Genomic DNA, 25,386 nt, shown 5'->3' with positions numbered 1-25,386 from the left:
TGCGCTGAGATTTCGAGACCGAGAGAGGAATTCAGGTCATGACCACGCTTTTCACCGCCGACCATGAATGGCTGCAGATCGATGGCGACGTCGCCACTGTCGGCATCACCGACTACGCCCAGACCCAGCTCGGCGACGTCGTGTTCGTCGAGCTGCCCAAGGTCGGCCGCCAGCTCAAGAAGGCGGAAGCCGCCGCCGTGGTCGAATCGGTCAAGGCCGCGTCCGACGTCTACGCGCCGCTGACCGGCGAGATCGTCGCGATCAACGACGCGCTGGCCGCCGACCCGGCGCTGGTCAACACCGATCCCGCCGGCGGCGCGTGGTTCTTCAAGATCAGGATCGCCGACAGGAGCGAGCTCGACGGCCTGATGGACGAGGCCGCCTACAAGGCCCACACCGCCTGATCGTTTCGACCGCCGCCGCACGCCGATAGCCCGAGAGATTGCCAGAGAGACCGCCATGACCACGCCGCGCCAAGGATCCGCCTCCTCCGCCGCCCCGACGACGGGCCGCGCCGGATCGAACCTGCCGCCGAACGAGGCCGCGACCACCTTCGTGCGCCGTCACATCGGCCCGGCGCCGCGCGACATCGACGCCATGCTGGAGACGGTGGGCGCCAAAAGCCTGACCGCGCTGATGGACGAGACGCTGCCGGCATCGATCCGCCAGACCGCGCCGCTCGATCTCGGCACGGCGCTCAGCGAGAGCGAGGCGCTGGCCCACATGAGCGCGATCGCCGAACGCAACAGCATCGTCACCTCGCTGATCGGCCAAGGCTACTCCGGCACGCTGCTGCCGGCGGTGATCCAGCGCAACATCCTGGAGAACCCGGCCTGGTACACGGCCTACACGCCCTATCAGCCCGAGATCAGCCAGGGCCGGCTGGAAGCGCTGTTCAACTTCCAGACCATGGTGTGCGACCTCACCGGGCTCGACGTCGCCAACGCCTCGCTGCTCGACGAGGGCACGGCAGCGGCGGAAGCCATGGCGCTGGCGCACCGCTCGGCGCAAGGCAACAGCAACACCTTCTTCGTCGACCATGAGGTGCATCCGCAGACGCTGGCCGTGCTGCGCCAGCGCGCCGAGCCGCTGGGCTGGACCGTGATCACCGGCGATCCCTTGCGCGATCTCGCCGGCGCCGAGGTGTTCGGCGGCCTGCTGCAATATCCGGGCACGCATGGCGCGGTGCGCGACCTGCGCCCGGCGATCGCAGCCCTCAAGGCAAGGGGCGCGCTTGCCATCATTGCCGCCGACCCGCTGGCGCTGACGCTGCTGGCTTCGCCCGGCGACCTCGGCGCCGACGTCGCGGTGGGGTCGACCCAGCGCTTCGGCGTGCCGATGGGTTATGGCGGCCCGCACGCCGCCTACATGGCGGTGCGCGATGCGCTCAAGCGCTCGCTGCCCGGCCGCATCGTCGGCCTGTCGATCGATTCCCGCGGCGCGCCGGCCTATCGCCTCGCGCTGCAGACCCGCGAGCAGCACATCCGCCGCGAGAAGGCGACGTCCAACATCTGCACCGCACAGGTGCTGCTGGCCGTGATCGCCTCGATGTACGCGGTCTATCACGGCCCCGAGGGCCTCGCGCACATCGCCCGCACCGTGCACCGCCGCACCGCCGTGCTCGCCGCCGGCCTCAGGAAGCTGGGCTACGCGCCGCTGTCACAGCACTACTTCGACACGGTGACGGTCAAGGTCAACGGCGAGCGCGCGCAGGTGATCTCCCACGCCGCGCATGAAAAGATCAACCTGCGGCTCGACGACACCACGGTGAGCATTGCGCTCGACGAGACCACGACGCCCGAGATCATCGAGCGGGTGTGGCGCAGCTTCGGCGGCACCCTGCGCTATGCCGAGGTCGAGGCCGACGCGGCCGACGCGCTGCCGGCGGATCTCAAGCGCACCAGCGCCTATCTCACCCATCCGGTGTTCCACGCCCACCGCTCGGAGACCGAACTCCTGCGCTACATGCGCAAGCTGTCGGACCGCGATCTTGCGCTCGACCGCGCGATGATCCCGCTGGGCTCGTGCACCATGAAGCTCAACGCCACCACCGAAATGATCCCGGTGACCTGGCCGGCGTTCGGCGCGCTGCATCCGTTCGCGCCGCGCGAGCAGGCCGCCGGCTATCACGCGATGTTCGACCAGCTCGAGCGCTGGCTGATCGACGTCACCGGCTATGACGCGATCTCGCTGCAGCCGAACTCCGGCGCGCAGGGCGAATACGCCGGCCTCCTCGCCATCCGCGGCTACCATGCCGCGCGCGGCGACGCCCATCGCACGGTGTGCCTGATTCCCTCCTCGGCCCACGGCACCAATCCGGCATCCGCCAGCATGGTCGGCATGGACGTGGTGGTGGTGAACTGCGACGCCCGCGGCGACGTCGAAGTCGAGGACCTCGCCCTCAAGGCGAAGCAGCACGCCGACAGGCTCGCGGCCGTGATGATTACCTATCCCTCGACCCATGGCGTGTTCGAGGAGCATATCCGCGAGATCTGCGACATCGTCCACGCTCATGGCGGCCAGGTCTATCTCGACGGCGCCAACATGAACGCCCAGGTCGGCCTCGCCCGCCCCGGCGACTACGGCGCCGATGTCAGCCATCTCAACCTGCACAAGACGTTCTGCATTCCCCATGGCGGCGGCGGCCCCGGCATGGGCCCGATCGGCGTCAAGGCGCATCTCAAGCCGTTCCTGCCCGGCCATCCCGCCATCGATGGCGGCACCGCGCCGGTCGGCCCGGTGGCGGCGGCGCCGTGGGGCTCGGCCTCGATCCTCGTCATCTCCTACATCTACATGCTGATGATGGGCGGCGACGGCTTGAGGCGCGCGACCGAGGTCGCGGTGCTCAACGCCAATTACATCGCCAAGCGGCTGGAGCCGCACTTCCCGGTGCTCTACCGCAACATCCGCGGCCGCGTCGCGCATGAGTGCATCGTCGATCCCCGCCCGCTCAAGGCGACCAGCGGCGTGACTGTCGACGACATCGCCAAGCGCCTGATCGACTACGGCTTCCACGCCCCGACCATGAGCTTCCCGGTGCCGGGCACGCTGATGATCGAGCCGACGGAATCGGAATCCAAGGCCGAGCTCGACCGCTTCTGCGACGCCATGATCGCGATCCGCCACGAGATCGCCGAGGTCGAGAACGGCCGCTTCAAGATCGAGGCCTCGCCGCTGCGCCACGCCCCGCACACGGTGCACGACATCGCCGACGACAACTGGAACAGGTCCTACACCCGCACCGAAGGCTGCTTCCCCGCGGGCTCGGCGCGCCAGGACAAGTACTGGTCCCCGGTCGGCCGCGTCGACAACGTCTACGGCGACCGCAACCTCGTGTGCTCCTGCCCGCCGATGTCGGATTATGCCGAGGCGGCGGAGTAAAGGCTGCAGCGCATATCGCCGGTACACGAACATTCGCAAACGACAAAGGCCGCGCTTAAAGCGCGGCCTTTCCATTTTGCGGCATCGGTATCCTGAGCGGGGTTCGATTCCGCTAGGGAGCGCCAACCTGCTTTGAGCGGCCTGACAAACTGCCACGTCAGATTGCGATGTAGACGTCGCCGTGCCCTCTGGATCAATATGAAATTTCGCAAGCCCGAGGGCGAGCGCGAAGGAAGAATTGCCGCACGATACCGATGTTTTAGAGATCAGCTGCAAACGGCAAGCGCCCACATCGCAGCCATATCTGTTTGGAGGGGCCGTGTTCGACAATGTAACTGACGGCATCAAGAAGTGGCTGATTGGCCTATTCGCTTCGGCCATCAAACACACGTCTCGGCCGGAAGATCGGGTAGTCGCGATACGCTGGCTCAGCCAGTCGCGCGATGTTGTCGCGAGGGACATCCGCACCATCGACAAATTCAAGCAACTGAACGCGCTCATCAACTCGCGCACGGCGATCGTCGCGGTCGCGAACAGTGTCGCGGAAGCCGTCTCGAACTACCGCAAATCGAACCTGCCCTGGTCCATGAAGGTCGCACTGCCTGCCACACTTGCCGCAATACCACTGGTTGGTGGCCAAGCTGCCGGGATCGCCGCGTTTGGCGGGGCTGTCGGGGTCCCGGTGCTTCTTCTGATTTTTCTCGGGGCCGCAGGCATCACCGCCATCATTGAAGCTGTGGTGACAAGCCCAGAGGCTCAAACTCACATCGCCGAAATTATCGATGTCATTATTTCGGATGAACGACTGCGCCGCGCCAGCGCCGAAATGAAGGCTGCGATGAAAGAGCAGCCAATCGATCCCACTCGTTTCGCAATGCCGGTGGAGGAGATCGCGCTGCGGCAGCATTTGCTCGACATGAACCCGTTTGATTTTGAACGGCACTGCATGAGCTTCTTTCAAAGAGCGGGACTTCAAGCGTGGGTGACACCGAAATCAAACGATTTCGGCCTGGACGGTTGTGCCATTCACCCCGACGGATTGATGATCGCGCAATGCAAGCGGAACGCGACGGAGAACAAGGTTGGACGCCCAACCGTCCAACAGTTCAAGGGCGTTGCCGAAGAACAACACGCGCACCGTGGCTTCATCATAACGACATCGAGTTTCACCGAAGACGCCGTCAACTCAGCCGCTCTAACCGACAGGATTGTGCTCATCGCGATGGATGATCTGGTGCGTTGGCACACAGAACCACCGTCATTCGATTCCGGCAGGGCGACTGGGGAGATGTCAGTCTAATCTGGACGGGACAGCGCGAATCGCCTTCGACGATGGCAGCGAGAGTTGAAGAAATAAGCGGCTTCAGCTCAACGCTCGGGCCATCGTCCTTCGAGGCTCGCTGCGCTCGCACCTCAGGATGACGGATTCAATGCCAGCGTCATCCGGGCGAAGCCCCACTTCACGCAGCGGCCGACGACGCGCCGGACCAACAGCGATCCAGACAAACGACAGCGGGCGCTGCAGACATCGGCAACTCAATGTCCGCAGCGCCCGTGTGTTCGAAACTCAAGTCTTCAGATCAACTCAAGCTCCAAAGGTCCTGACGACCCGGTGCTGAGCCGCACGCCCGCATGTGACGGGCGTGGCGTTTGTCCGCCAGCCGGATTCCACCCTCGCGGTTGCCCCGCGAAGCGGCTGTCGGGCGAAGCGCGTGGCTCCCGTGCCGCCCGAACGAAAGCCCTTACTCTTCCGCCGGCTCCTCGCCGTCGGCGTCGCGCTCCGGCGTGCCGGCGAGGATCTGCTCGGCGATCAGGCCCGAGTTCTGGCGGATCGACGCCTCGATCTTGGCAGTGATGTCCGGGTTGTTCTTGAGGAATGTCTTGGAGTTCTCGCGGCCCTGGCCGAGGCGCTGGCTGTCATAGGAGAACCAGGCGCCCGACTTCTCGACAATGCCTGCCTTGACGCCGAGATCGAGGATCTCGCCCATCTTGGACACGCCCTCGCCGTACATGATGTCGAACTCGACCTGCTTGAACGGCGGTGCCAGCTTGTTCTTCACCACCTTGACGCGGGTGGTGTTGCCGACCACTTCGTCGCGCTCCTTGATCGCGCCGATGCGGCGGATGTCGAGGCGGACGGAGGCGTAGAACTTCAGGGCGTTGCCGCCGGTGGTGGTCTCGGGCGAGCCGTACATCACACCGATCTTCATGCGGATCTGGTTGATGAAGATCACCATCGTGTTGGACTTGTTGATGGACGCCGTCAGCTTGCGCAGCGCCTGGCTCATCAACCGCGCCTGCAGGCCCGGCAGCGCTTCGCCCATCTCGCCCTCGAGTTCGGCGCGCGGCACCAGCGCGGCGACCGAGTCAATGATCAGCACGTCGACCGCGCCGGAGCGCACCAGCGTGTCGGCGATTTCCAGCGCCTGCTCGCCATGGTCCGGCTGCGAGATCAGCAGTTCATCGACATTGACGCCGAGCTTGCGGGCATAGACCGGGTCGAGCGCGTGCTCGGCATCGATGAAGGCGCAGATGCCGCCCTTCTTCTGGGCCTCAGCGACGCAGTGCAGCGCCAGCGTGGTCTTGCCCGACGATTCCGGTCCGTAGATTTCCACGATGCGGCCCTTCGGCAGGCCGCCGACGCCCAGCGCGATGTCGAGGCCGAGCGATCCCGAGGAGATCGTCTCGATGTCCATCGACTTGTCGCTCTTGCCGAGCTTCATCACCGATCCCTTGCCGAACTGACGTTCGATCTGGGACAGCGCCGCGCTCAAAGCCTTTGATTTGTCCATGGAAGTTCCTTCAACGATACGCAAAGCGGGCTGAGACATCGGTCGCGCTCCTTATGAACGGGATTCGCCGGGTGGACAATCAACGGCGGCGGGGATCGGGTCGGCATCAACTGTGAAATGAATGTACCCTATCTGTTCTTTGTTCGCAATATGTTCTTTTGCGAATTTGGTGCCGAAACAGCGCTTGGGGGCTCCGCCGGCCATCCTTCAAGTCCCCGCTATATTGCCCTTTGAGCACCTTCGCTCATTAGCAAGGAATACCAACAATATGCATATCCCGATTGCTGCCGATGGAACCTCCTTTGATCGCATCTCCTGTTGCCGAGCAGGCGGCTACTGGGTCGGCCCGAAAGGCCGAGAGCGCAAGTTTTCAAAATATGAAGACGCGTTGGCTGCGCTCAACTCAATGGCCAAGCCATGCTGGCGGCGCCGCAATCTGAACGGTAATTGGGGCATAGTCGTAGCCACCGGTTGGATCTAAACGCGCAAGACGCAGGCGATCAAGGCCGCCTAATTGGCGGCCTCGTTCGTTTCAGACGCGACGCCGAGGCGGCTTCACAGTTGGTGCTTCACCCACGCTTGAAGGCAGAGGAAGCGCTAGAGAAAATTGCACAACCTGTTTGCCATAATGGCGCGCAACCTTGTCCCTTAACTCCCTCATGTCATGGCATTCCTTCGCCATACCGATCACTTCATAGCAGCGAGAGACCAATGCTCTCACACCGATATTTTCGGTCAATTGGCGATGCCAACGCACCCCCGGTGGAGGCTTATTGTTCTTCAGATACTCAGCAACAGCAGGATCAAGCGTGTCATAGATCAACTCTATAACCAGTTTGCCCCACCACTTTGGACGACTGTTGAGACTTCCCTGCCAACCCGTGAGCCGACCAAACTCAACCCACAGTTCGTCCGGGAACGTCTTTTCCCACGCTCGCAATTCGTCAGCTATGAACGCCCGCAGTTTTACTTGGAGCGCGTCCTCTGCGCGCTCGTACTGATAGCCGGTGGCCTCATCAATCAGCGCCTCGAGGCCTACCTTCGCGCAAGCAGACAGAAAGATGCTTGCCTTCATTGCCATCTGCATTTGGCGGTCAGTTAACTTTGGCTGGCTAGAGTCTCGAGATGGGTCCAGAGACGATTGAAGCGCCGCCACAAAGCCTTGGCAGACCTCAATCATGAGATCGGCAGGCAATCCCTTTACAGCCCGCTCGAGACCTTCAACTTCGAGTAGCCTGAACGGCACAAATCTCTCGAGCACTAAGTCTTTGTTTATAAAAGGCTCAAGCGCTCTCACGGCTATGTACTTCTCGAGCGCTCCGCCCCCCTTAATGCCGGTCAGAAGTTCGGTAGCAGAGGTGCGGCCAATGATCTTCCGGCCATCATCGAGAACGTAGCAAGGCACCTCCAGCCCCACGATGTTGAGGCTTCCTCGCCACCTAGCAATCGGCATCGCAGGAACCGGCTCGAGCAATTCTTCCGTATCATGCTCGGGGAGTTCTTCCGGTTCGGGGGACGCCTTATCCTTACTCCACCTTGCGGCCGCAGCTCTCCGCGCAATGTCGCGACGCTCCTCGTCCGTCAATGCCGCAGCGCGAGCATCGCCCCCCTTCTTCCCCGCCTCACTAAATCGATCATCTTCCATGACCATCCTCCTGATGCTTGGCATATAGCATACACAGAGACGCCAAGCAATATGCTTGGCATATGCTAAGCATATTGCTTGGCCAGACATCACTGCACGGGCTCGGCAGCCTTTCGGGCGGGGTGCGCAAAAACGCTGCGGAGCGGCCTACTACGCTGAGCATCCCCTTCGGCAGACCTTAGCCAAGATCGTCCAACGCCCAGGCCAATCGCGCGGTCCGACCTACCGACCATCTGCCGGGCCGCGCCTTTCGCAGGCACGGCCCGCGAAGACGCCCTGCCCTGCATGCCTACCCCTGCACCGTCTCCCCCTGCTGCATCTGCACCAGCGGCCGGTAGTGGTGCGGCAGGCGCATCACCATCAGATCCTTGCGGCGGACGACGTTGGTGGGATAGGGCGAGGCGAGATTGGTGGTGTCGACCACGGCTGTTGCATGGCCCTCACCCGCCGCAGCGATCGCTTCGCGGCGCGGAAACTCGAAGGTGTCCGGCCCGAACACGCCGCTGAGGCCGGGATAGCCGTTCGCCGGATCGCGGACATTGGCGAAGGCGAAGAAGACGTTGTTCTCGCCGGCGCGCACCCGGTAGTGATGCCAGTGATGGGGATCGGCCCCCGTCGGGATCGGCGCAGGCTGCGCCACCACCGTGCCGGCATGGGCGGCGCTGAAGCCCTGCTTGATGGCCGCCGGACAGGCGATGACATCGCAGCCGCGCAGCGCCAGCACCCGCCCGGCTTCGGGAAACGATGCGTCGTGGCCGATCAGAAGGCCGACGCGCCCGACCGGCGTGTCGGCGACCGTCCATGTGTCGCCGGCCACCGCCCAGGCCTGCTCAGCCGCCGTGAGGTGGAGCTTGCGGTGCACCGCGGTCACCCCGTCCGGCCCGACGAGGCAGGCGCTGTTGTAGATCGCGCCGCCGTCACGCTCTGCTAGGCCGACGACGAGATGAATCTGAAGGCGCGCGGCGAGCGCGACCAGGCTGTCCGCGACCTCGCCGGCGAGCGGCTGCGCAGTGGCAGCGGGATCGGCGAACCCGGTCAGCGCCAGTTCTGGAAACACCACCAGCGCGGCATCGTCGCCGCGCGCCCGCCCGGCGAGCGTGGCGATCGCAGCGAGGTTGGCGGCCATGTCGGCGGTCGGCGCGAACTGCGCGACGCTGACGCGCGAGCGCCGTCCCTCGGGCCACGGCTGATGGCCGTAGAGGCCGAAGAAGTCGCGTGGATTCCAGCTGTGGGGATTGGTCATCAGCTCGGCATAGAGCTCCGGCCGGCGCTGGGCGAACACCGCCTCGCCCGCGACCTTGCGGGCGCGCGCCCGGCCGAGATCGACCTCGGCGAGCGCGAAACCGTCGCCGCCGTCGATCACCGCGGCGATGGTGCCGTCGGGCGCGATCACGCAGCTGCCGCCGCTGAACTGCACGGTGCGCTCCAGCCCCCAGCGGTTGCTCTCGATGACATAGCAGCCGTTCTCGTAGGCGCGGCTGATCCAGTACGGCGCCGGCGCGCGCTCGGCCAGCCAGTTGGAGATGTGGCAGATGATGTCGGCGCCGCCGAGCGCGGCGAGGCGCGCGGTCTCGATGAAGTGGATGTCCATGCAGATCAGCAGCGCGATGCGCCCGATCGGCGTGTCGAACACCTGGTGGCCGACATCGCCGGGCGCTGCCCATTTCGGCTCGGCGATATAGGGATGGCTCTTGCGGTGCGTGCCGATCACGCCCCGCGGTCCGATCAGCACCGCGCTGTTGAAGTAGATGTCGTCGTCGTCGACCTCCGGCAGGCCGAGGACGATGTAGCAGTCATAGGCCCGCGCGATGGCGACGAACCGCGCCGTGGTCGGCCCCGGCACTGTCTCGACAAAGGGACGGACCTCGTCGCGGTCGAACCAGCAGTAGCCGGTGGTGCCCATCTCCGGCGTCACGATCAGCCGCGCGCCGGCCTTCGCCGCCTCCTCGCAGAGTTCGAGCAGGCGCGCGATGTTGCGCTCCTTCTCGAACATCGTCGGCTCGAACTGCACGGTGGCGACCTTGTGAATTCCCGACATCGCTCTGCCCTCGCTCACCGCAGGTAGGATTTCTTGATCGACGCGCCGATGGTGTATTTGGGATCGACCATGTTGCCGAGCCGGACGCGGCCGGCCTGGGTCAGCAGCATGTAGGCATCGATCTCGTCGAAGCCGTAGTCGGCGGCCATCCAGCGGCAGAGATCGCGATAGGCGATGCGCGCGGCATCCTCCATCGGGCGGCCCGAGCCGATGGTCATGATGAAGTCCGCCGTCTCCAGCCGCGGCCAGGCGATGGTCCAGCCCTTGATGAGGTCGATCTGCACCGTGGTGACGGTGGGATGCTCGATGGCGACGCCGCAGAGTTCGCCGTCGCCCTGCGCGGCATGGCAATCGCCGAGATAGAGCAGCGCGCCGGCGGTGTTGACCGGCAGATAGATCACCGCGCCGACGCCGACATCGGGCAGGTCCATGTTGCCGCCATAGTAGTCCGGCTGCAGCGAGGAGATCGCCTCGATCTCCGGCGAGGTGCCGATGGTGCCGATGAACGGCTCGTAGGGCAGCGTGATGGTGTCGCTCCACTTCGTGCCGGTCGTGGCGTCGATCTCCAGCTTCTTGACCCGTTCGGGCAGCGGCGCGTGCAACAGCGCGGTCTGGTTGGTGCTGACGAGACCGCCGAAGTCCGGCATCACCACCGTCGTGCCGCGCGGCTGCGGCCCGCGCGGCACGATGCTCTCGATGTAGACCGCGAGCGTGTCGCCCTTCTCCGCGCCGTTGACCCAGATCGGGCCGTTCTGCGGATTGAGGTAGGGAAAGTTCAGGATCTTCGAGGGGCTGTCGGTCTCGTGCCGGATCTTGCCTTCGAACGCGTCGTGGGTCTCGGCCGACACCACCGCGCCGGGATCGACGGTGAGCACGGGTTTGGCGAACGGCCCGTAGACATAGTGATACGTCCCCTGGTCGGCCTCGGTGATCATGTGGCGGCTGCCGGCCTTGCCGCCGGCGATGCCCTTGCGCGCCATGATGGAGTTGTCGTGCCAGGCCATGAATGCTCTCCTTGCTTGTTGTCGGGCGGTGGTGGTGTTGGCTTGCGGTGCGGACCGGGGAGGATCAGACCGCGAGATGGCGGCGCATCTCGGCGGCGTCGTCGAGCGCCTCGCGCTCCAGCGCGGCGACGATGCGACCCTTGTCCATGACGTAGCAGCGCTGCGCCATGGCGCGGATCATGTCGAGGTTCTGCTCGACCAGCACGACGGTGACGCCGGTGCGCTGGTTGAGCGCCACCATGTTGCGGGCGATGTCCTGCACGATGTTGGGCTGGATACCCTCCGACGGCTCGTCGAGCAGAATCAGCGCGGGGTCGGCGACCAGCACGCGGCCGATGGCGAGCTGCTGCTGCTGGCCGCCGGACATGGTGCCGGCGCGCTGGCTCCAGCGCTCCTCGAGGATCGGGAAGGCTTCCGTGAGGCGGCGGCGGTCGGTCGCGGTCATGCCGCCGCGGATCGCGGCGCCGACCGCGAGGTTCTCCGCCACCGTCAGGCGCGGAAACACGTCGCGGCCCTGCGGCACATAGCCGATGCCGAGCCGCGCACGCTTGTGTGCCGGCAGTTGCTCGACCGGCTCGCCGCGATAGACGATCGCGCCCCCGGTGGTCGGCACGAGGCCGATCAGGCTTTTCATCAGCGTCGACTTGCCGACGCCGTTGCGACCGATGACCGCGACGATCTCGCCTTCGCGGACCTCGATGTCGAGGCCTTGCAGCACCGGCTTGCCGCCATAGCCTGCGCGCAGGCCCACGGTGGAGAGGATGACGTCCTTACGCATGAGCCTGCCCCAGATAGATGGCGGCGACGCGCTCGTCGGCGACGATCTCGTCGATCGAGCCCTGCGCGAACACCTGGCCGAGATGCAGCACGGTGACCTTCTGTGCGACCTGGCGCACGAAGGCCATGTCGTGCTCGATGGCAAGCACGGTCATGCCGTCGGCGTTGAGCCGCCGCACCATCTCGCCGGTGGCATGGGTCTCCTCCGGCGACATGCCGGCGGTCGGCTCGTCGAGCAGCAGCAGCCGCGGCCTGAGGCTGATGGCCATGCCGATCTCCAGCCACTGCTTCTGGCCGTGGCTGAGATTGCCGGCGGCCTGCCCCTGCTCGGCCTCAAGGCCAAGGAAGACCAGCAGGCGGTCGATCTCGTCGGCGAGCTCGGCGCCGCGATGCAGGCGCTGCAGCGCGGTCTCGAGGTTCTGGCGCACCGACAGGCCCTTGAACACGCCGGGCACCTGGAATTTGACCGACAGCCCGCGATGGATGCGAGCGAAGGGCTTCAGCGCGGTGACATTGTCGCCGGCGAAATAGATGTCGCCGCTGCCCGGCTGATACTCGCCGAGGATCAGGCGGAACAGCGTGCTCTTGCCGGCGCCGTTGGGGCCGATCAGGCAGTGGATCTCGCCGGACTGGAGCGCGAGATCGACCGAGTTGGTGACATGCAGGCCGCCGAAATGCTTGTTCAGAGCGCGCAGTTCGAGCAGCGGCATCAGGCTTCTCCGGTCTTGCGGCGGCGGCCGAGGCGCGCCAGCCCCTGCATCAGCGCCAGCACGAGGCCGTTCGGCGCCAGCAGCACGGTCAGCACCAGCAGCACGCCCATCACCACCAGCGCATACTGGCTGCCATAGATGGTCAGCGCCTGGAACGCGGCGAGCACCAGCAGCGTTCCGATCACGGTGGAGGTCAGGTCCGAGCGGCCGCCGACGGCGACCCAGATCAGCGGCAGCGCCGCCGCGGTCATGCCCATGCTGGACGGCGTGATGTACTGGCCCCAGGCGGTGTAGAGCACGCCCGAGAGGCCGGCGAGCGCCGCGCCGACCACGAAGGTCAGCAGTTGATACTTGCGCACGTCGTAGCCCAGCATCTCGGCCCGCTCGGGATTCTCGCGGATGGCGACGATGACGTTGCCGAACGCCGAGTTGAGAAGAATGCGCAGGCCGAGATAGACCACGACCAGAATGCCGAGCACGACATAGTAGAGACCGACATCGGCGAACAGCACGATGTCGCCGCCCGGCCAGGGGATGGTCAGCGGCGGCATGCCGCTCATGCCGTTGAAGCCGTTGAGCCGCGCCGCGCCGACGCGCCACTCCGGCCCCGCGGTCTGCGCCATGAAGCGCTCCAGCATCAATGTCACCGCGAGGGTGACGATGCCGAGGAAGACGCCGGCGATGCGGCCGAAGAACATGAAATAGCCGAGCAGCAGCGCCACCACCGCGGCGATGATCACCGCCAGCACCAGCGCGACGAAAGTGAAGCCGTAAGCCGAGCCGAAGTTGATGGTGAGGATGCCGTAGCTGTAGCCTGCGATGCCGAAGAACGCGGTCTGGCCGAAGCTGAGCGCGCCGCCATAGCCCCAGATCACGCACAGGCTGAGGGCAATGAATACCCAGATGAAGAAGTACACGGTGTTGCCGACGGTGTAGCCGTCGCTGAACAGCGGATAGGCGCAGGCGGCGGCGAGCACGACCGCGAAGGCGAGCCAGAATGCCGGGCCTCTGCCCATGGTCTGGGGGCCTTCGAGATGGCGCAGGAAACGGACGAGGCCGGCCATGGTCAGGTCCTCTCCCGCAGCAGGAAGCCCGACAGGCCCTTGGGCAGGATGCGGATCACCAGGATGACGGCGACCAGCAGGCCGATCTGGCCGAACAGCTGGCCCTGCCACGATGTCAGTGCCGCCCGCACCACCGCGAGCACGGCGGCCGCCGGCGCGGTGCCGAGGAAGACGTCGGCGCCGCCGACCACCACGGTGACGAACGCCTCCATGATGAAGGTCGCCCCCATGGTCGGCACCAGTGTCATGGTCGGCGCGTAGAGGCCGCCGGCGAGGCCCGCGAGCCCTGCGCCGCACGCGAATGTCAGGCTGTAGATCAGGCGGGTGTCGACACCGAGCGCCGCCGCCATGTGCGGCACCTGGATGGTGGCGCGGGCGATGACGCCGAAACGCGTCCAGTTGAACAGCGCATAGAGGCCTCCGAGCACCGCGACCGCGGCGACGAACAGTACGATGCGGTAGACCGAATAGGAGTAGTGGCCGACCTGGAAGCTGCCGAACGGCGTGCCGACGCCGGCCATGGACGAGCCCAGCACGATCAGTGTGCCCTGCGTCGCGATCAGGCTGAGGCCCCAGGTCGCAACGATGGTGTCGAGCGGCCGGTCGTAGAGATGGCGGATGACGAGGAGCTCGACCAGCGCGCCGACCAGCGCCGAGACGATGGTGCCGGCGGCGATCGCCAGCGGCAGCGGCAGGCCGGCATGGGCGGCGGAGACGGTGACATAGGCGCCGCACATGATGAACTCGCCGTGGGCGAGATTGATCACGCCCATCATGCCGAAGATCACGGCTAGCCCGCAGGCCGACAGCACGAGAAAGGCGAACGCGTCGCCGAATTGATAGAGCGGCGAGAAGACGAGGCTTGCGATATCCATGGATCGTCCGGTTGGCGGAAGGTGGCGCGCTGGCGTGTCGGAAGACCGGCGGTCGTCGTCCCGGCGCTCAGGAGCAGCCGCCGGGACGACGCCTCACCGACGCCGCGTCAGGGTTTGGGCGGCGGGTTGGAGGGCGTGTACTGCGCCATCGGGTCCTTCCGGGTCAGGTCGCAGCCAGCGTCACCGAGCCAGTACGGCTTGATGTCCTGCCACACCTTCGGGAAGGTGATGGAGTGATCGGCCGCGACCTTGGCCAGGTAGATGGTGTGCGACATGTGCTGGCTCTTGGGATCGATGCACACCTTGCCTTCCGGCGCGTCCATGCAGACGTCGCCCTGGGCGATCACCTTGCGGATCTCCTCGCGCTTGGTCGACTTCGCCCGCTCGACCATCTGCTTGTAGAGGTAGACCGCGAGATAGGAGTTCTCGGCCTCCTGGTTGACATAGGGCTCGTTCGGGAACTTGGCCTTGAACTTGGCGACGAACGCCTTGCTCTGGGGCGTGTCGATCTCCTCGACATAGTTGGTGGTGACGTGCATGTCCTTCAGGCTCGGCGGCTTGAAGCGCTTGTGCTCGTAGGCCTGGCCGACATTGATCGACGAGGCCATCGGCAGGCTGACGTTGGCCGCGGCCGCCTGCTCGTAGTAGGACGCCTGCGCGGTACCGACGAGGAGCGTTACGACGAAGTCGGGCTTGGCCTTCTGGATGTTCTGGATGCTCTGGGAGAACTGCGACACGCCGAGCGGGATGAACTCCTCGCCGACCATCTCGCCGCCGTTCTCCTTGACGATGTTGCGCACCCACTCCGCCGAGATCTGGCCGAAATTGTAGTCGGCGGCGAGCGTGTAGACCTTCTTGCCGTAGGTCTGGATCATGTAGGGCAGCAGCGTCGAGAACTGCTGCTCCGGCACGGCGCCGGTGACGATCATGTGGCCGTCGCAGACGCCGCCCTCGTACTGGTTGTTGTAGAACGCAAAGCCGTTGAACTGGTCGACGATCGGACGATACGCCTCGCGCGACGCCGACGAGAAGCCCGCGAACACGGCGTCGACCTTGTCCCGCTGCAGCACGCGCCGCATGAATTCCTGATAACGCGTGTTGTCGGACTGGGTGTCGTAGACGACGAGTTCGAGCGGCCGGCCGGCGATGCCGCCGGCCTTGTTGATCTCCTCGGCGGCGAGCTGAATGGCGTGCACCTTGCCGATGGTGGCGACGGCGAAGTCGCCGGACTGGTCTTCCAGCACACCGAGCTTGATGGGATCGGCGGCGAAAGCGTGGCCATACGCGAGGACAAGCGTCCCCGTGAGGGCTGCGGCACGCAGCCCTCGCAACACATTGCTGGTCATGTGATCGTCTCCTAGGTCGCTTGCTTGTCGCCGCCTCGCAGCTCGACGCCGCTCGTTCGGCAGGACTTGTCGGGCGGTTCGGCCCGCCTGCGGAGTAACTCCTCGCAGTACTGTTCCAGACTGATCCGCGCGCGCATGCTGGCGCCGCGAAGCTGGGAATAGGCTTGATCCTCGTCGAGGCCGGCCTCGCGCATCACCGCGATGATGGCGCTGACCACGGCGCGGCGGCCGCGCCGGCGCGCCTCGAGATCCTGCAGGCGGCCATACATGTCGTTGCGCAGCAGGAACTGGTTGATGCCCATGAACAGCGATGTATAGACCGCGCCGCCATGCACCGGCTTGCGCAGGAACGACGTCGCGCCGAGATTGACCAGCGCCTTGAGGCGGCTCGGCGCCTCGACGCCGACAAGGCCGATCACCGGCACCAGCGGCAGCCGCGACGCCTGATCGACCTCCATCGCCACCACGCCGTCGAGATCGCCGTCGACGAACAGGATGTCGCGATCGGCCTGCAGGCTCGCCATGTCGATCTGCGCGCGGCCGTCGACGATCGCCGGATACTCGCTGACGACGCCGAGCTTGGCGAGCGTGCTCTCCAGCGTCGGCTCCGTTCCGCGCCCGCTGACGATGACAGCGCGGCCGCCCTTGAAGTTCTGCAGCAATCGAGACGTCATGACACCACCCGGAGAATCGGAGCGCGCATCGCCACCGCAAAACGCGGCGACGTCTGGACGAGATAGGGATCGGGCGCCAGTGGCTCGCGCGCTTCGAGCAGCACCTCGAACGTGCCGCTCGACGTCGAGCGCGCGATGCGCGGCGTGAGCCAGGCATGATAGGTCTGCGGATCGATCCGCACGTCGCCCTGCGGCGCCAGCATGGAGCGGCCGGCGACCGCGGCACGCACGGCGCGCGCTTCGTCGGTGCCGGCCTGCGCCAGCGACGCGGCAAGCAGCTTGACCGCGTTGTAGGACGATTCCGCATCGGCGGACGCCACAGGGCCGTCCGGGAATGCCCTGGCATAGGCTGCGACGAAGGCCGCGCTCGCCGGCGAGGACAGCGAGGAGAAGTAGACGCTCGAACTGAGATGGCCGTCGACCGCCTCCGGTCCGATCTCGGCGAGCTCCGGCTCCGACAGCGTGCAGCTGGCCACCGGAATGTCGCTGGCCTGGTCGATGCCACGCGCGAGGCAAGCAGCGCGGAACGCGCGGAAGAAGGCGTAGGCGCTGGTGCCGATCAGGTTGTTGAACACGAAGTCGGGCCGCTGGTCGACGATGGCCGCGACCACCTGGTCGAACTCGGTGTCGCCGACCGGCAGGTAGCGTTCGGCGACGACGCTGCCGCCGCGTGCGGTCAGCGCCTCGCGAAAGATGCGGTTGTTCTCCCACGCCCAGATGTAGTTGGAGCCAACGCAGAACGCACGCTTGCCGCGACGCGCGGCGAGATAGTCGACCAGTGGCAGCACGTGCTGGTTCGGCGACGCACCGGTGTAGATGACATTGTCGGAGCTCTCGAAGCCCTCATAGTGTGACGGGTACCACAGCACGCCGTCGAACTTCTCGAAGCAGGGAATGACTTCCTTGCGGCTCGACGACGTATAGCAGCCGACCACCTGGCGGATGCCGCTGCCGAGCAGCTCGAGACTGAGCGCGCGATAGCGCTGCAGATCGCCGGCCGGGTTGACCACCACTGGCTCGATGGCGATGTCGCCGTCCGTCGCCGCAATCTCCTGGAAGGCGAGCAGCGCGCCGTTCAGCATCGAGCGCACGACGACGCTGTAAGAGCCCGTCGTCGAGAACATCACGCCGATCTGAAACGTCTTGCGCGCCATCCGTCGTTCCAAAATAAAAGCGCCCGCCGGCCGTCAGACCGTGGGCGCTATTGCCACCAACCGAACACGCTGCAAACCGCGTGGTGTTGGAAATCATCGAAAAACTTGCTGCGTTACTGGGCAGCTTTGCCCAACGCTGTAACTTTAGGCTCGCTTAGATCATTCATGATGTCAAGCCGCGAAATCGAGCGAAAGTTGCCTCAAATCATTTCGATGCGTCGAAAAAAGATGCAGCGCACAATGAGACGTCGCGCGCGCGACACCACACGGGTTCATCGTCGCGCGGATGCATCGTCGGCGTGCATCCGCGCGATCGAGCCGACGATCATGCGCGATATCAGGTCACGGATTGCCGGACAGGGAATGCCACGATGAGAGGCCCATCGCCCTGCTGTTCGCCATCGCCGCTACGCAAGCATCGGCGCAGACGCCAAAATGCCCGACATACAGCAATTGCTGGCATCCTGCGCATCGCCATCCGCGACGCATGGATCGCGCTCAGCGACGGGCGCGGCGAGCGCCGTAATCGCTGAGCCGCCGGATACGCATGTCAGGGCAATGCCCGCACCAGATGAATCGCCGCGACCAGCGCGCCGACCGACAGCGCCACCGACGCCAGCATGTAGGCGAACGACGCCATGCTCTGCCCGCGCTCGATCAGCGTGAAGGCATCGAGCGAGAAGGTGGAGAACGTGGTGTAGCCGCCGCAGATACCGACGGTGAGGAAGATGCGCGCGGTCTGCGACAGATCCCACTTCGTTGCGAACAGGCCGACGAACAGGCCGATCAGGAACGAGCCGGTGACATTGATGAACAGCGTGCCCCAGGGAGACGCGATGCCGAGCAGCCGGCCCGACATGACGCCAACGACATAGCGCGCCACCGATCCGATGGCGCCGCCGGCGGCCACGGCGAGAATGAATTGAGGTTCCATCGGCGCGTACTCCTTCCTGCGCTCACGCGCATTGGCAGGAGTCATCAGCCACCATGGCGGTTATCGGGGGAACCCCATCCCCATCCGGAAAGCGTCAGGCTAGCAACTCCGCCGCGAAGCACAAGGCCGCCGTGGCCGGCCGCCGCCATCCCCCACCGCGACCCGCGACCGTCCGGATGCGAACGGCCCGCCGATGATGCCCCGCCGGAAACCGTGCGTTCATCATGATGACCGCTTTCGTGCCAAACGGAGGTGCACAACCGCGAGCACCGCCTTGCAATGACATTTTTTGGATCATTTCCTGGTCCAGATGTCGTGGCCGCCCTCGACGACGCTTCATCCTTTGTGGAAGATTCCCCACCCTCCCTTGATCGGTTTCCTTGACCCAGATCAATGAGGCCGGATCGGCCTCATGAGATCCTTGAACGAACACCCCGCGCAGCAGCAGGTGGCTCATGCCTCGCTACTACTTCCACTTCAAGGACGGCACCCTCTTCAGGGATGAGGAAGGCGAGGATCTGCGCGACGTCGAACTCGCGCGCTGTCATGCCCGGCGGCTCGCGCTCGAACTCGCGTCCGGCGGCGAGCGGGCCGGCTGCATCGAGGTTGCCGACGACAGCGCCCGCCTGTTCGCGGTGCCACTGCCGCGGCCGCTGCCCATCATGACGATCGGCAGCCGTCCGCTGCAGCGAGGCGTTCGCTGATCCGCGTCGACCTCCCCCATCGTCACCGGTCGTATCGTCCGACAAATTCGCCTGCTCCCACATCATGAGCAGGTCGCACCGCCAGCAATGTTCTAGAACGGCCCGGAACCTGAAGACGGTGATTCGTGTTCCAACTTCACGATATGCGGTTGTTGTGCCATGGAAGGACCATGGGAAGGCCGGATGGCACTGTCGTACCTGACAGCGTCCGGCCGCCACGGACTTCGTTCAGCGCGTTTGGGGACACCAGGATGATGCCAGAGCAAGACGACACCGAGGCTCATCACGAGGAAGCCATTCGCACCGAGGAAGCGCTGCGCCTCGTGAAGGCATTCCGCAATGTCGAGAACCGTGCGGTGCGCGAGGCGCTGATCGTGATCGCGGAGCATCTCGGCGGCAGCAAGGAATCGCTGCAGTAGCTTATCGCCCACGATGATCGCGCGTGCGGTAACGCCAGCCGGCGCGATTTATTCCATAACGGGATCGTGCGCGGCCGCCGCGGCCAAATGTCCGGTTTCGACCTTTTTCATATTGCGACTCACAGCGTTCAGGAATCCGATGGCGGCACCGGAGGGCCTGGAGGACTGAATCCATGAACAGCCCATTTGCGGTGGCTGCCCACATCGGGCCTGCGTGCCTGGAGATGAAACGGCTCGCGGAAAAGGCCAACCTGACCCTGCTCGCGCACATCCTCGACATGGCAAGCCTGCAGGCGTCGAAAGACCAGCTCGCCGCCATGCCCCAGCAGCCCGTTGAAGCGACGCCCGAAAACACGGTGCGTCTGCATGCGGTGCGCGGCGGACTCGCAGGCAGCAAGGCGCGCGACGCGCTGCGCTGAACTGCGGCCCGCGCGACGATTTGACCGCGCGTGCCCCAACGTCGCTTGATGCGCCCCGGCGGCGCCGGTCTTCAGCACGTCCCCAGTCCTTATTCGTCCCAGGCCCGGTCTCGCGCGGCGATCCTGCGCGGGTTTTGTGACGCCTGAACGCGCACTGGTTGCAAAACAGGCTTCTGAGAATCAATCTGATATTTTACGATCATGCCGTTGCCGGACGTCCCCGTCGCTGCCGACGGAGTGACGCGTTCGGCAGCCGACAGTTTGTCAGCTTCGTTACTTCATCACGTTCATTGCGACATTGTTCGATAACGTCTTTGCTTGACAGCCGGCGAAGACCCGGCTCGCTCGTTTGTTCGATACCGTTCGTCACAGGATCATCGTGCCGCGGATGGGAGCGCGGCACGCAACGAACCTTGGGGGAAGATCATGATCTGGGGGAAGTCCATCGGCAACGGCGCCTTTGACGATCCGGACGAGATCGGAGAACCGGATACGGAGGCCTTCAGTGCAGAGGAAGGGCTGGAGCTGATCCAGGTATTTCAGGGCATCCGCTATCGCGCCGATCGGCGCGCCGCGCTCGACCTGATCCGCCACCTCGCCGCACACAACAAGCTGTCGGAGGGCGCAACGGTCAAGCCGCACGCCTGACGGGCCGCACAGGAGCCCGCGCCGAAACGACGCGGCCGCCGCCATGATTGCGCCCGGCCGCGCTGGGACAACGTCGGCAGCATGCGACTGGCCGGGTGCGTGCAGGCTTGTCGTTCGCCGACCGGCGACGACGGCCGCAGGCCGCCCCGCAGTGGACGACGGAGCCCAAAGATGACCATGACGCGAAAAACCCTGCTCGCCGGACTGCTGGCCACCGGCGTCGCGGCCTGCATCGGCCAGGCCCAGGCCCAGGCCCAGACTCAGGGACCCGGGCGCTCGGGGCTCGACGGCGGGCGGCTGACCGGGACGGTCGCCTATCGCGAGCGCATCGCCCTGCCACGCGACGCGGTGATCGAGATCAGCCTCGTCGACGTGGCGCGGCAGGACGCCCCGGCCCGGCGTATCGCCCGCACCCGCATTGTCAGCCGCGGCCGGCAGCCGCCGATTCCGTTCGTGCTGAGCTATCCATCCGATCGCTCCCGCGACGGTTATGCCGAATATGCCGTTCAGGCCCGGATCGAGAGCCGCGGGCAGCTGCTGTTCATCACCGACACACGCAACGCGCTGCCCCCCGGCGGACGGATCGACCTGATGCTGGTACGCGTCGACCGCTGACGGCGCAGGCCGTCACTGCGCGGTGGCCGGCGGCTTGGCCTGGGTGGTCTTGGGAGCTTTGGGGGCCGTGTGAGCCTTGGGGTGCGCCGGCAGGGGATTGGCCGCCGGCTTCGTCGCCGCGGACTTCGCCGAGTCGGAGCCGCGGACCGTGCTCCAGGGGTCGGAACTCGCCTTGCCGTTCGGGATCTTCTTCAGCGATTCCTTGTAATCGCGCTCGATCGCCTGCTCGCGCTCGATCTGGTCGGGCGTCTTGGCCGGCGCCTCCGGAATGATGCTGGTCCCGAGGCTCTGGGCCGCAGCCGGCCCGGCCAGCAGCGCCGCGATGATCACCATCATCGCCATACGAAACGTCTTCACTCTCACTCTCCCCGTGGTGTCATCTGCACCCCGCCCGAAACTACCCAATCGCCGGCCGCGAGGAAACCAGGCAGATGCAATCCTTCGCCGCGGCTGAAAACCCCCGCCACCCCCTCCCCAAAGCGGCCGGGGGCCGTTAGGGTGCCGGCGCTCCACATCGGAGCCACAATTATCGCGTGACGCTTGGCCCGGGGGGATCGCGGGCGCCGCGGTTCCGATCGCCTTACCGGGCCCAGACGAGGAGACTGGCATGAAACGGGTTCTGATCGCCCTCTCGATCATGGCGCTGGCGTCGCCGGCGATCGCCGCACCGGTCCGCGGCAGCGACGGCCCGGCGCCGCCGACCGAATCGCAGAACCGCGCCGCCGCGCGCAAGGCCAAGGAAGACGAGAGGGCCTACAAGGACGCGCTGGAGCGCATCCCGACGTCGAGCAAGAAGCAGGACCCCTGGGACAAGATGCGGTGAATGCGTACGCATTTTACCGACGTCCTGTTCTGAATTCCGGCACGAAAGATTAACGGTGCCGGCCTAGCTTGCTGCACGGCAAGATTGAAGGCGCTGCGAGCAAACGCGCACCCTTGCAGGAGGCATCGGGTCGGCACCATGGACGAACATCGCACGAGTCCGCGGCAGCGGGTCCTCAAGGCGGGCACCATCGCGTTCAACGGCAATGCCGGTATCAGCTGTACCGTGCGCAACCTGTCGACCACGGGTGCCGCGCTCGACGTGGTATCGCCGCTCGGCATTCCCGATCATTTCACGCTCGTGTTCGAGGGCGACCGAACCACCCGCCCCTGCCATATCGTGTGGCGCAAGGAGCGCCGCATCGGCGTCGCCTTCGACTAGCGGGACAGTCAGCGTTTCGTCACCTTGCCGGCTGCGGCCACGGGCTTGTCCGGTGCGCGCCATTCCATCACCGGGGCATAGCGGCAGTTGGCGTCGCCCGGCTGCAGCGGCGGTGCGCCGGGCTTGATGTCCACCCCCATCACCGCACGCGCCGAGCCGAAGCTGACCACGATGATATCGCGGGTGCGCTGGTCGGGGCGCGGCTGGGCGTCCTCGATGCGCAGCAATCCCGGCTCGTTCAGGCGCATCCGGCCAGCCTTCCACCACTTGCCGGTGCGGGCCTCGCGGAAGTCGTCCACCGTCTCGCCGGTGAACGCGATCTGGTTGGCCGAAACGCGATAGCCATGCCGCGCGAAATACGCGACGACCTCGTCGTCGCTCATGCGAATGCGTTCACGGGCGTTCTGCATGTTTCCCCCAAAGGGATCCCAGAGATCCCGCGCCGGTGTTGCCACACCCGTCAACAGGATCGTCTTGTGGAGGCCGTCTTGCTGCGGCCCTGTGCTGAGGTACGATAGTGCGCGGCAAGTTTGAGCAAATCCTTGCCATCGCACTCATTGCGCGCCACGCGACGCTTCATGGTGAAGAAAGCATGAAGGCCACGCCGGCAATTTGACGCGCTTCACGCACGTAATTTTTCGATCTGCCCCGTAACGTCACACCATCACAGGGGAAGACGGCGCCGCGCCGGGAACGCGGTGCAGGGGATGGACAGCGTGATCGACATCACGAACATGACACAGGCCAGCGGAGCGCGACGCGACATCGGCGGTCTGCCGGACCGGCCGCAGCCGTTGCGCGCAACGCCCTATCGTGGAGCAGGCGCCGGTGCGCCGCCACTGCGGACGACGCCCCCGCGGCTCGACCGCCCGGTGCCGCTGTCCGATATCGGCAGCGAGGCCTGGCAGCGTCTCGCGGACGCCGCCATCGAACCGAACGGCTATTTTCTCCCCGACTGGGAAGCCGCCGTGAACGCCTTCGCCCGCGGCCGCGGTGGTGCTTCCGCACTCACCGCCTGGGGACGCGCCGACGACGCCACGAGCGCCGCGCCACTGATCGGCCTGCTGCCGGTGATCTCCGCCTGGCGCGCCTACCGGATTCCGCTCCCGGCGCTGGTCAGCGCCGATCCCTATGGTTCGCTCGGCACGCCGCTGCTCGACCGCGACGCCGCCGAGGACGCCGCGCGGCGGCTGATGCGGCAGGCGCGCGACGCCGGCCAGCATGCGCTGATCCTGCGCGAGGTGCCGCTCGCTGGCGCTGCGCTTGCCGCTTTCAGCCGCGTGCTCGAGGCCGATGGCCTGCGCCTGCGCGTGCTGCAATCCTGGCAGCGTGCCGCGCTCGACGCCACCGCTGCGGCGGAGACGCGGCTGAGCGAAGGCATGAGCGGCAAGAAGCTCAAGAACCTGCGACGGCTGCGCCATCGCCTGACCGAGCACGGCGAGGTCGTGTTCTCGGTCGCGCGTACGCCCGCCGAGGTCGCCGCCGCGCTCGACGTCTTCCTGGCGCTGGAAGCCCGCGGCTGGAAGGCCCAGCGCGGCACCGCCCTCGCCCAGCACGACGGCGACATCACATTCATGCGCACCGCGACCGCGGCGCTCGCCGCGCGCGGCGCCTGCGAGATCGTCACGCTGACCGCCGGCGACACGCCGGTCGCCGCCGGCGTGGTGCTGCGCCATCAGGACCGCGCGTTCTGGTTCAAGATCGGCATCGACGAGCGCTTCGCCAAGGTGTCGCCCGGCGTGCAGCTCGCGCTCGACCTGACACGGCACCTGTGCGCCGACGCAACCATCGCCTGCGCCGATTCCACGGCGATGCCGGGCCATCCGATGATCGACCCGATCTGGAGCGCGCGCCTCGCCATCGCGGACGTGCTGGTCCCGCTGCGGCGCAACGACCCGATGCCTGCGGCGATTCATGCCGCGCTGCGTCTGCGCGAGGCGGCGCGCGTGCCCGCCCGCCGTCTCGTCCATACCCTCAGAGCGATCAAGGAGCGTCAACAATGAATGCCACGTCGCCGCTGTCTCCGGTCATCAGCGCCGCCCACAACGCGCTGCGGCTCGACTTCCCGCTGAAGCCGTTCGCCATCCGCCATCAGCTCGCCAGCCATCCGCTGCTGACGCTGCCGGCGATCGCCCATCTCGCCGCCAGCCTGCCGCGCGACCTCATCGAGTACAACTCCGGCGACGCCGCGATCAGCCAGGATCCGGACACCGTGAAGCTGGTGCCGCTCGATCCCGTCGAGGTGGTCAACCGCATCGAAACCGCCGGCGCCTGGATGGTGCTCAAGCGCATCGAGACCGCGCCGCAGTATCGCGCGCTGCTCGAGGACACGCTGCTGTCGGTTGCCCGCGCCCGCGGCTTCAACAGCCTGCAGGACGCCGGCTTCGAGCAGGTCGAGGGCTTCCTGTTCGTGTCGTCGCCATACTCGACGACGCCGTTCCACCTCGACAGCGAGGACAACTTCTTCGTCCAGATCCATGGCGAGAAGTTCTTCACGATCTACGACAACCACGATCGCAGCATCGTCTCGGACGACGAGATCGAGCGCTCGATGACCAGGCACCGCAACCTCAAGTTCGACGACAGCTTCGCGCCGCGGGCCAACGAATTCCACCTGTTCGAGGGCGACGGCTGCTTCGTGCCGTACCAGTGGCCGCACTGGGTGCGCACCGCCTCCAGCTACTCGATCTCGGTCGCAATCACCTGGAAGACCGCGGCCGTTCGCCGCAACAACGACCTGCACTTCTGCAATTCGCTGCTGCGCAACCTTGGCATGCCGCAGCTGCCGCCGGGCGCGCACCCGGCGCTCGACGCGGTCAAGCTCGCGGTCTACCGCTCCGTCGTCGGCCTCATTCAGCCGCTCCGCCGCAGCGAATCGCTGCGCCGCGTGATCCGCCGCATCGCGCTCGGCAAGCGCGCCAACTACTACCTCAAGGGCGCGTAACCGCGCGCTGCGACATGCGTCGCGTGCGTGCCCTCCTCA

General features: G+C 65.9%; 26 protein-coding genes and 1 riboswitch. Of the genes, 12 read left to right on the top strand and 14 right to left on the bottom strand.

Features of this window, described 5'->3' with window-relative positions; translation table 11 throughout:
* Positions 1–38 precede the first annotated feature (38 nt).
* The 3 genes from gcvH to JQ639_RS32310 all read left to right on the top strand — a co-directional run bounded on the left by gcvH (position 39) and on the right by JQ639_RS32310 (position 4,681).
* Positions 39–404, top strand: coding sequence for a glycine cleavage system protein GcvH (gene gcvH, locus JQ639_RS32320; protein WP_211964118.1), 366 nt, complete (start codon positions 39–41; stop codon positions 402–404).
* Positions 405–459: 55 nt separating this feature from the next.
* Positions 460–3,381, top strand: coding sequence for an aminomethyl-transferring glycine dehydrogenase (gene gcvP, locus JQ639_RS32315; RefSeq protein WP_211964117.1), 2,922 nt, complete (start codon positions 460–462; stop codon positions 3,379–3,381).
* 319 nt (positions 3,382–3,700) lie between these two features.
* Positions 3,701–4,681, top strand: a complete 981-nt coding sequence (locus tag JQ639_RS32310; RefSeq protein WP_349644663.1) for a restriction endonuclease — start codon at positions 3,701–3,703, stop codon at positions 4,679–4,681.
* A gap of 442 nt (positions 4,682–5,123) precedes the next feature.
* On the opposite strand, the gene recA is transcribed toward JQ639_RS32310, so the two are convergent.
* From recA to crcB, 12 genes are all read right to left on the bottom strand, one after another.
* Entirely contained in the window at positions 5,124–6,212 is a 1,089-nt protein-coding gene (recA, locus tag JQ639_RS32305) for a recombinase RecA (RefSeq protein WP_211964116.1), read from the bottom strand.
* Positions 6,213–6,705: 493 nt separating this feature from the next.
* Complete coding sequence (locus JQ639_RS32300; RefSeq protein ID WP_249122876.1) at positions 6,706–7,818, bottom strand: P63C domain-containing protein; 1,113 nt, start codon at positions 7,816–7,818, stop codon at positions 6,706–6,708.
* A gap of 289 nt (positions 7,819–8,107) precedes the next feature.
* Positions 8,108–9,856 carry a nitrilase-related carbon-nitrogen hydrolase gene (locus tag JQ639_RS32295; protein WP_211964115.1) on the bottom strand — a complete coding sequence of 583 codons (1,749 nt, stop codon included), beginning with the start codon at positions 9,854–9,856 and terminating at the stop codon, positions 8,108–8,110.
* A gap of 14 nt (positions 9,857–9,870) precedes the next feature.
* Positions 9,871–10,860, bottom strand: coding sequence for an acetamidase/formamidase family protein (locus JQ639_RS32290; RefSeq protein WP_211964106.1), 990 nt, complete (start codon positions 10,858–10,860; stop codon positions 9,871–9,873).
* Between the two features lie 64 nt (positions 10,861–10,924).
* Complete coding sequence (locus JQ639_RS32285; RefSeq protein ID WP_211964105.1) at positions 10,925–11,638, bottom strand: ABC transporter ATP-binding protein; 714 nt, start codon at positions 11,636–11,638, stop codon at positions 10,925–10,927.
* Complete coding sequence (locus JQ639_RS32280; protein WP_211964104.1) at positions 11,631–12,347, bottom strand: ABC transporter ATP-binding protein; 717 nt, start codon at positions 12,345–12,347, stop codon at positions 11,631–11,633. The genes JQ639_RS32285 and JQ639_RS32280 overlap by 8 nt, the downstream gene beginning before the upstream one ends.
* Positions 12,347–13,411 (bottom strand): branched-chain amino acid ABC transporter permease, encoded by a 1,065-nt coding sequence (locus JQ639_RS32275; RefSeq protein ID WP_211964102.1) that lies wholly within the window; start codon positions 13,409–13,411, stop codon positions 12,347–12,349. Before JQ639_RS32275 ends, JQ639_RS32280 begins: the two co-directional genes overlap by 1 nt.
* Before the next feature lie 2 nt (positions 13,412–13,413).
* Positions 13,414–14,286, bottom strand: a complete 873-nt coding sequence (locus tag JQ639_RS32270; RefSeq protein ID WP_211964100.1) for an ABC transporter permease subunit — start codon at positions 14,284–14,286, stop codon at positions 13,414–13,416.
* Positions 14,287–14,393: 107 nt separating this feature from the next.
* Positions 14,394–15,632, bottom strand: coding sequence for an urea ABC transporter substrate-binding protein (locus tag JQ639_RS32265; RefSeq protein ID WP_211964098.1), 1,239 nt, complete (start codon positions 15,630–15,632; stop codon positions 14,394–14,396).
* Positions 15,633–15,643: 11 nt separating this feature from the next.
* Entirely contained in the window at positions 15,644–16,306 is a 663-nt protein-coding gene (locus tag JQ639_RS32260; protein WP_211964096.1) for an ANTAR domain-containing response regulator, read from the bottom strand.
* Positions 16,303–17,460, bottom strand: coding sequence for a transporter substrate-binding domain-containing protein (locus tag JQ639_RS32255; protein WP_211964094.1), 1,158 nt, complete (start codon positions 17,458–17,460; stop codon positions 16,303–16,305). The genes JQ639_RS32260 and JQ639_RS32255 overlap by 4 nt, the downstream gene beginning before the upstream one ends.
* A gap of 550 nt (positions 17,461–18,010) precedes the next feature.
* On the bottom strand, positions 18,011–18,394 hold the full coding sequence (gene crcB, locus JQ639_RS32250; protein ID WP_211964092.1) for a fluoride efflux transporter CrcB: 384 nt from the start codon (positions 18,392–18,394) through the stop codon (positions 18,011–18,013).
* Positions 18,395–18,422: 28 nt separating this feature from the next.
* Positions 18,423–18,485: riboswitch (Fluoride riboswitch) on the bottom strand.
* Between the two features lie 364 nt (positions 18,486–18,849).
* Here crcB and JQ639_RS32245 point away from each other — a divergent pair.
* From JQ639_RS32245 to JQ639_RS32225, 5 genes are all read left to right on the top strand, one after another.
* Positions 18,850–19,098: a DUF6894 family protein gene (locus JQ639_RS32245; protein ID WP_211964091.1), complete on the top strand. Its 249-nt coding sequence runs from the start codon at positions 18,850–18,852 to the stop codon at positions 19,096–19,098.
* 254 nt (positions 19,099–19,352) lie between these two features.
* Positions 19,353–19,517, top strand: coding sequence for a hypothetical protein (locus JQ639_RS32240; protein ID WP_211964090.1), 165 nt, complete (start codon positions 19,353–19,355; stop codon positions 19,515–19,517).
* Positions 19,518–19,690: 173 nt separating this feature from the next.
* Positions 19,691–19,936, top strand: a complete 246-nt coding sequence (locus JQ639_RS32235) for a hypothetical protein (protein WP_211964089.1) — start codon at positions 19,691–19,693, stop codon at positions 19,934–19,936.
* Positions 19,937–20,254: 318 nt separating this feature from the next.
* On the top strand, positions 20,255–20,584 hold the full coding sequence (locus tag JQ639_RS32230) for a hypothetical protein (RefSeq protein ID WP_211964088.1): 330 nt from the start codon (positions 20,255–20,257) through the stop codon (positions 20,582–20,584).
* A gap of 171 nt (positions 20,585–20,755) precedes the next feature.
* Positions 20,756–21,199 carry a YbaY family lipoprotein gene (locus tag JQ639_RS32225; RefSeq protein ID WP_211964087.1) on the top strand — a complete coding sequence of 148 codons (444 nt, stop codon included), beginning with the start codon at positions 20,756–20,758 and terminating at the stop codon, positions 21,197–21,199.
* Positions 21,200–21,211: 12 nt separating this feature from the next.
* On the opposite strand, the gene JQ639_RS32220 is transcribed toward JQ639_RS32225, so the two are convergent.
* Positions 21,212–21,556 carry a hypothetical protein gene (locus tag JQ639_RS32220; RefSeq protein ID WP_211964086.1) on the bottom strand — a complete coding sequence of 115 codons (345 nt, stop codon included), beginning with the start codon at positions 21,554–21,556 and terminating at the stop codon, positions 21,212–21,214.
* A 250-nt stretch (positions 21,557–21,806) separates the two neighbouring features.
* Between JQ639_RS32220 and JQ639_RS32215 the strand changes: the two genes are divergently transcribed.
* Together JQ639_RS32215 and JQ639_RS32210 are read left to right on the top strand one after the other, a co-directional pair.
* Positions 21,807–22,022, top strand: coding sequence for a hypothetical protein (locus JQ639_RS32215; protein ID WP_211964085.1), 216 nt, complete (start codon positions 21,807–21,809; stop codon positions 22,020–22,022).
* A gap of 138 nt (positions 22,023–22,160) precedes the next feature.
* Positions 22,161–22,403, top strand: coding sequence for a PilZ domain-containing protein (locus JQ639_RS32210; protein ID WP_211964083.1), 243 nt, complete (start codon positions 22,161–22,163; stop codon positions 22,401–22,403).
* Positions 22,404–22,411: 8 nt separating this feature from the next.
* On the opposite strand, the gene JQ639_RS32205 is transcribed toward JQ639_RS32210, so the two are convergent.
* Complete coding sequence (locus tag JQ639_RS32205; RefSeq protein WP_211975083.1) at positions 22,412–22,813, bottom strand: hypothetical protein; 402 nt, start codon at positions 22,811–22,813, stop codon at positions 22,412–22,414.
* Between the two features lie 306 nt (positions 22,814–23,119).
* On the opposite strand from JQ639_RS32205, the gene JQ639_RS32200 reads away from it, so the two are divergent.
* Together JQ639_RS32200 and JQ639_RS32195 are read left to right on the top strand one after the other, a co-directional pair.
* Positions 23,120–24,406, top strand: coding sequence for a GNAT family N-acetyltransferase (locus JQ639_RS32200; protein ID WP_349644662.1), 1,287 nt, complete (start codon positions 23,120–23,122; stop codon positions 24,404–24,406).
* Positions 24,403–25,347: a JmjC domain-containing protein gene (locus JQ639_RS32195; RefSeq protein ID WP_211964080.1), complete on the top strand. Its 945-nt coding sequence runs from the start codon at positions 24,403–24,405 to the stop codon at positions 25,345–25,347. Before JQ639_RS32200 ends, JQ639_RS32195 begins: the two co-directional genes overlap by 4 nt.
* Positions 25,348–25,386 lie beyond the last annotated feature (39 nt).

The sequence above is a fragment of the Bradyrhizobium sp. U87765 SZCCT0048 genome, assembly GCF_018131225.1.
Lineage (GTDB): Bacteria > Pseudomonadota > Alphaproteobacteria > Rhizobiales > Xanthobacteraceae > Bradyrhizobium_A.
The sequence above is the reverse complement of the archived record's forward strand: the minus strand, read 5'-3'. Positions and strand labels throughout refer to the sequence as shown.

Excerpts from the sequence above, each read along its gene's own strand:
- JQ639_RS32245 (WP_211964091.1), top strand. The coding sequence starts at position 18,850 with ATGCCTCGCTACTACTTCCACTTCAAGGACGGCACCCTCTTCAGGGAT.
- JQ639_RS32295 (WP_211964115.1), bottom strand. The coding sequence starts at position 9,856 with ATGTCGGGAATTCACAAGGTCGCCACCGTGCAGTTCGAGCCGACGATG.
- JQ639_RS32280 (WP_211964104.1), bottom strand. The coding sequence starts at position 12,347 with ATGCCGCTGCTCGAACTGCGCGCTCTGAACAAGCATTTCGGCGGCCTG.
- recA (WP_211964116.1), bottom strand. The coding sequence starts at position 6,212 with ATGTCTCAGCCCGCTTTGCGTATCGTTGAAGGAACTTCCATGGACAAA.
- JQ639_RS32285 (WP_211964105.1), bottom strand. The coding sequence starts at position 11,638 with ATGCGTAAGGACGTCATCCTCTCCACCGTGGGCCTGCGCGCAGGCTAT.
- JQ639_RS32265 (WP_211964098.1), bottom strand. The coding sequence starts at position 15,632 with ATGACCAGCAATGTGTTGCGAGGGCTGCGTGCCGCAGCCCTCACGGGG.
- JQ639_RS32210 (WP_211964083.1), top strand. The coding sequence starts at position 22,161 with ATGGACGAACATCGCACGAGTCCGCGGCAGCGGGTCCTCAAGGCGGGC.
- JQ639_RS32225 (WP_211964087.1), top strand. The coding sequence starts at position 20,756 with ATGACCATGACGCGAAAAACCCTGCTCGCCGGACTGCTGGCCACCGGC.
- JQ639_RS32260 (WP_211964096.1), bottom strand. The coding sequence starts at position 16,306 with ATGACGTCTCGATTGCTGCAGAACTTCAAGGGCGGCCGCGCTGTCATC.
- gcvP (WP_211964117.1), top strand. The coding sequence starts at position 460 with ATGACCACGCCGCGCCAAGGATCCGCCTCCTCCGCCGCCCCGACGACG.
- JQ639_RS32195 (WP_211964080.1), top strand. The coding sequence starts at position 24,403 with ATGAATGCCACGTCGCCGCTGTCTCCGGTCATCAGCGCCGCCCACAAC.
- JQ639_RS32215 (WP_211964085.1), top strand. The coding sequence starts at position 21,807 with ATGAAACGGGTTCTGATCGCCCTCTCGATCATGGCGCTGGCGTCGCCG.
- JQ639_RS32275 (WP_211964102.1), bottom strand. The coding sequence starts at position 13,411 with ATGGCCGGCCTCGTCCGTTTCCTGCGCCATCTCGAAGGCCCCCAGACC.
- JQ639_RS32270 (WP_211964100.1), bottom strand. The coding sequence starts at position 14,286 with ATGGATATCGCAAGCCTCGTCTTCTCGCCGCTCTATCAATTCGGCGAC.
- crcB (WP_211964092.1), bottom strand. The coding sequence starts at position 18,394 with ATGGAACCTCAATTCATTCTCGCCGTGGCCGCCGGCGGCGCCATCGGA.
- JQ639_RS32255 (WP_211964094.1), bottom strand. The coding sequence starts at position 17,460 with ATGGCGCGCAAGACGTTTCAGATCGGCGTGATGTTCTCGACGACGGGC.
- JQ639_RS32205 (WP_211975083.1), bottom strand. The coding sequence starts at position 22,813 with ATGCAGAACGCCCGTGAACGCATTCGCATGAGCGACGACGAGGTCGTC.
- JQ639_RS32290 (WP_211964106.1), bottom strand. The coding sequence starts at position 10,860 with ATGGCCTGGCACGACAACTCCATCATGGCGCGCAAGGGCATCGCCGGC.
- JQ639_RS32240 (WP_211964090.1), top strand. The coding sequence starts at position 19,353 with ATGCCAGAGCAAGACGACACCGAGGCTCATCACGAGGAAGCCATTCGC.
- gcvH (WP_211964118.1), top strand. The coding sequence starts at position 39 with ATGACCACGCTTTTCACCGCCGACCATGAATGGCTGCAGATCGATGGC.
- JQ639_RS32235 (WP_211964089.1), top strand. The coding sequence starts at position 19,691 with ATGAACAGCCCATTTGCGGTGGCTGCCCACATCGGGCCTGCGTGCCTG.
- JQ639_RS32300 (WP_249122876.1), bottom strand. The coding sequence starts at position 7,818 with ATGGAAGATGATCGATTTAGTGAGGCGGGGAAGAAGGGGGGCGATGCT.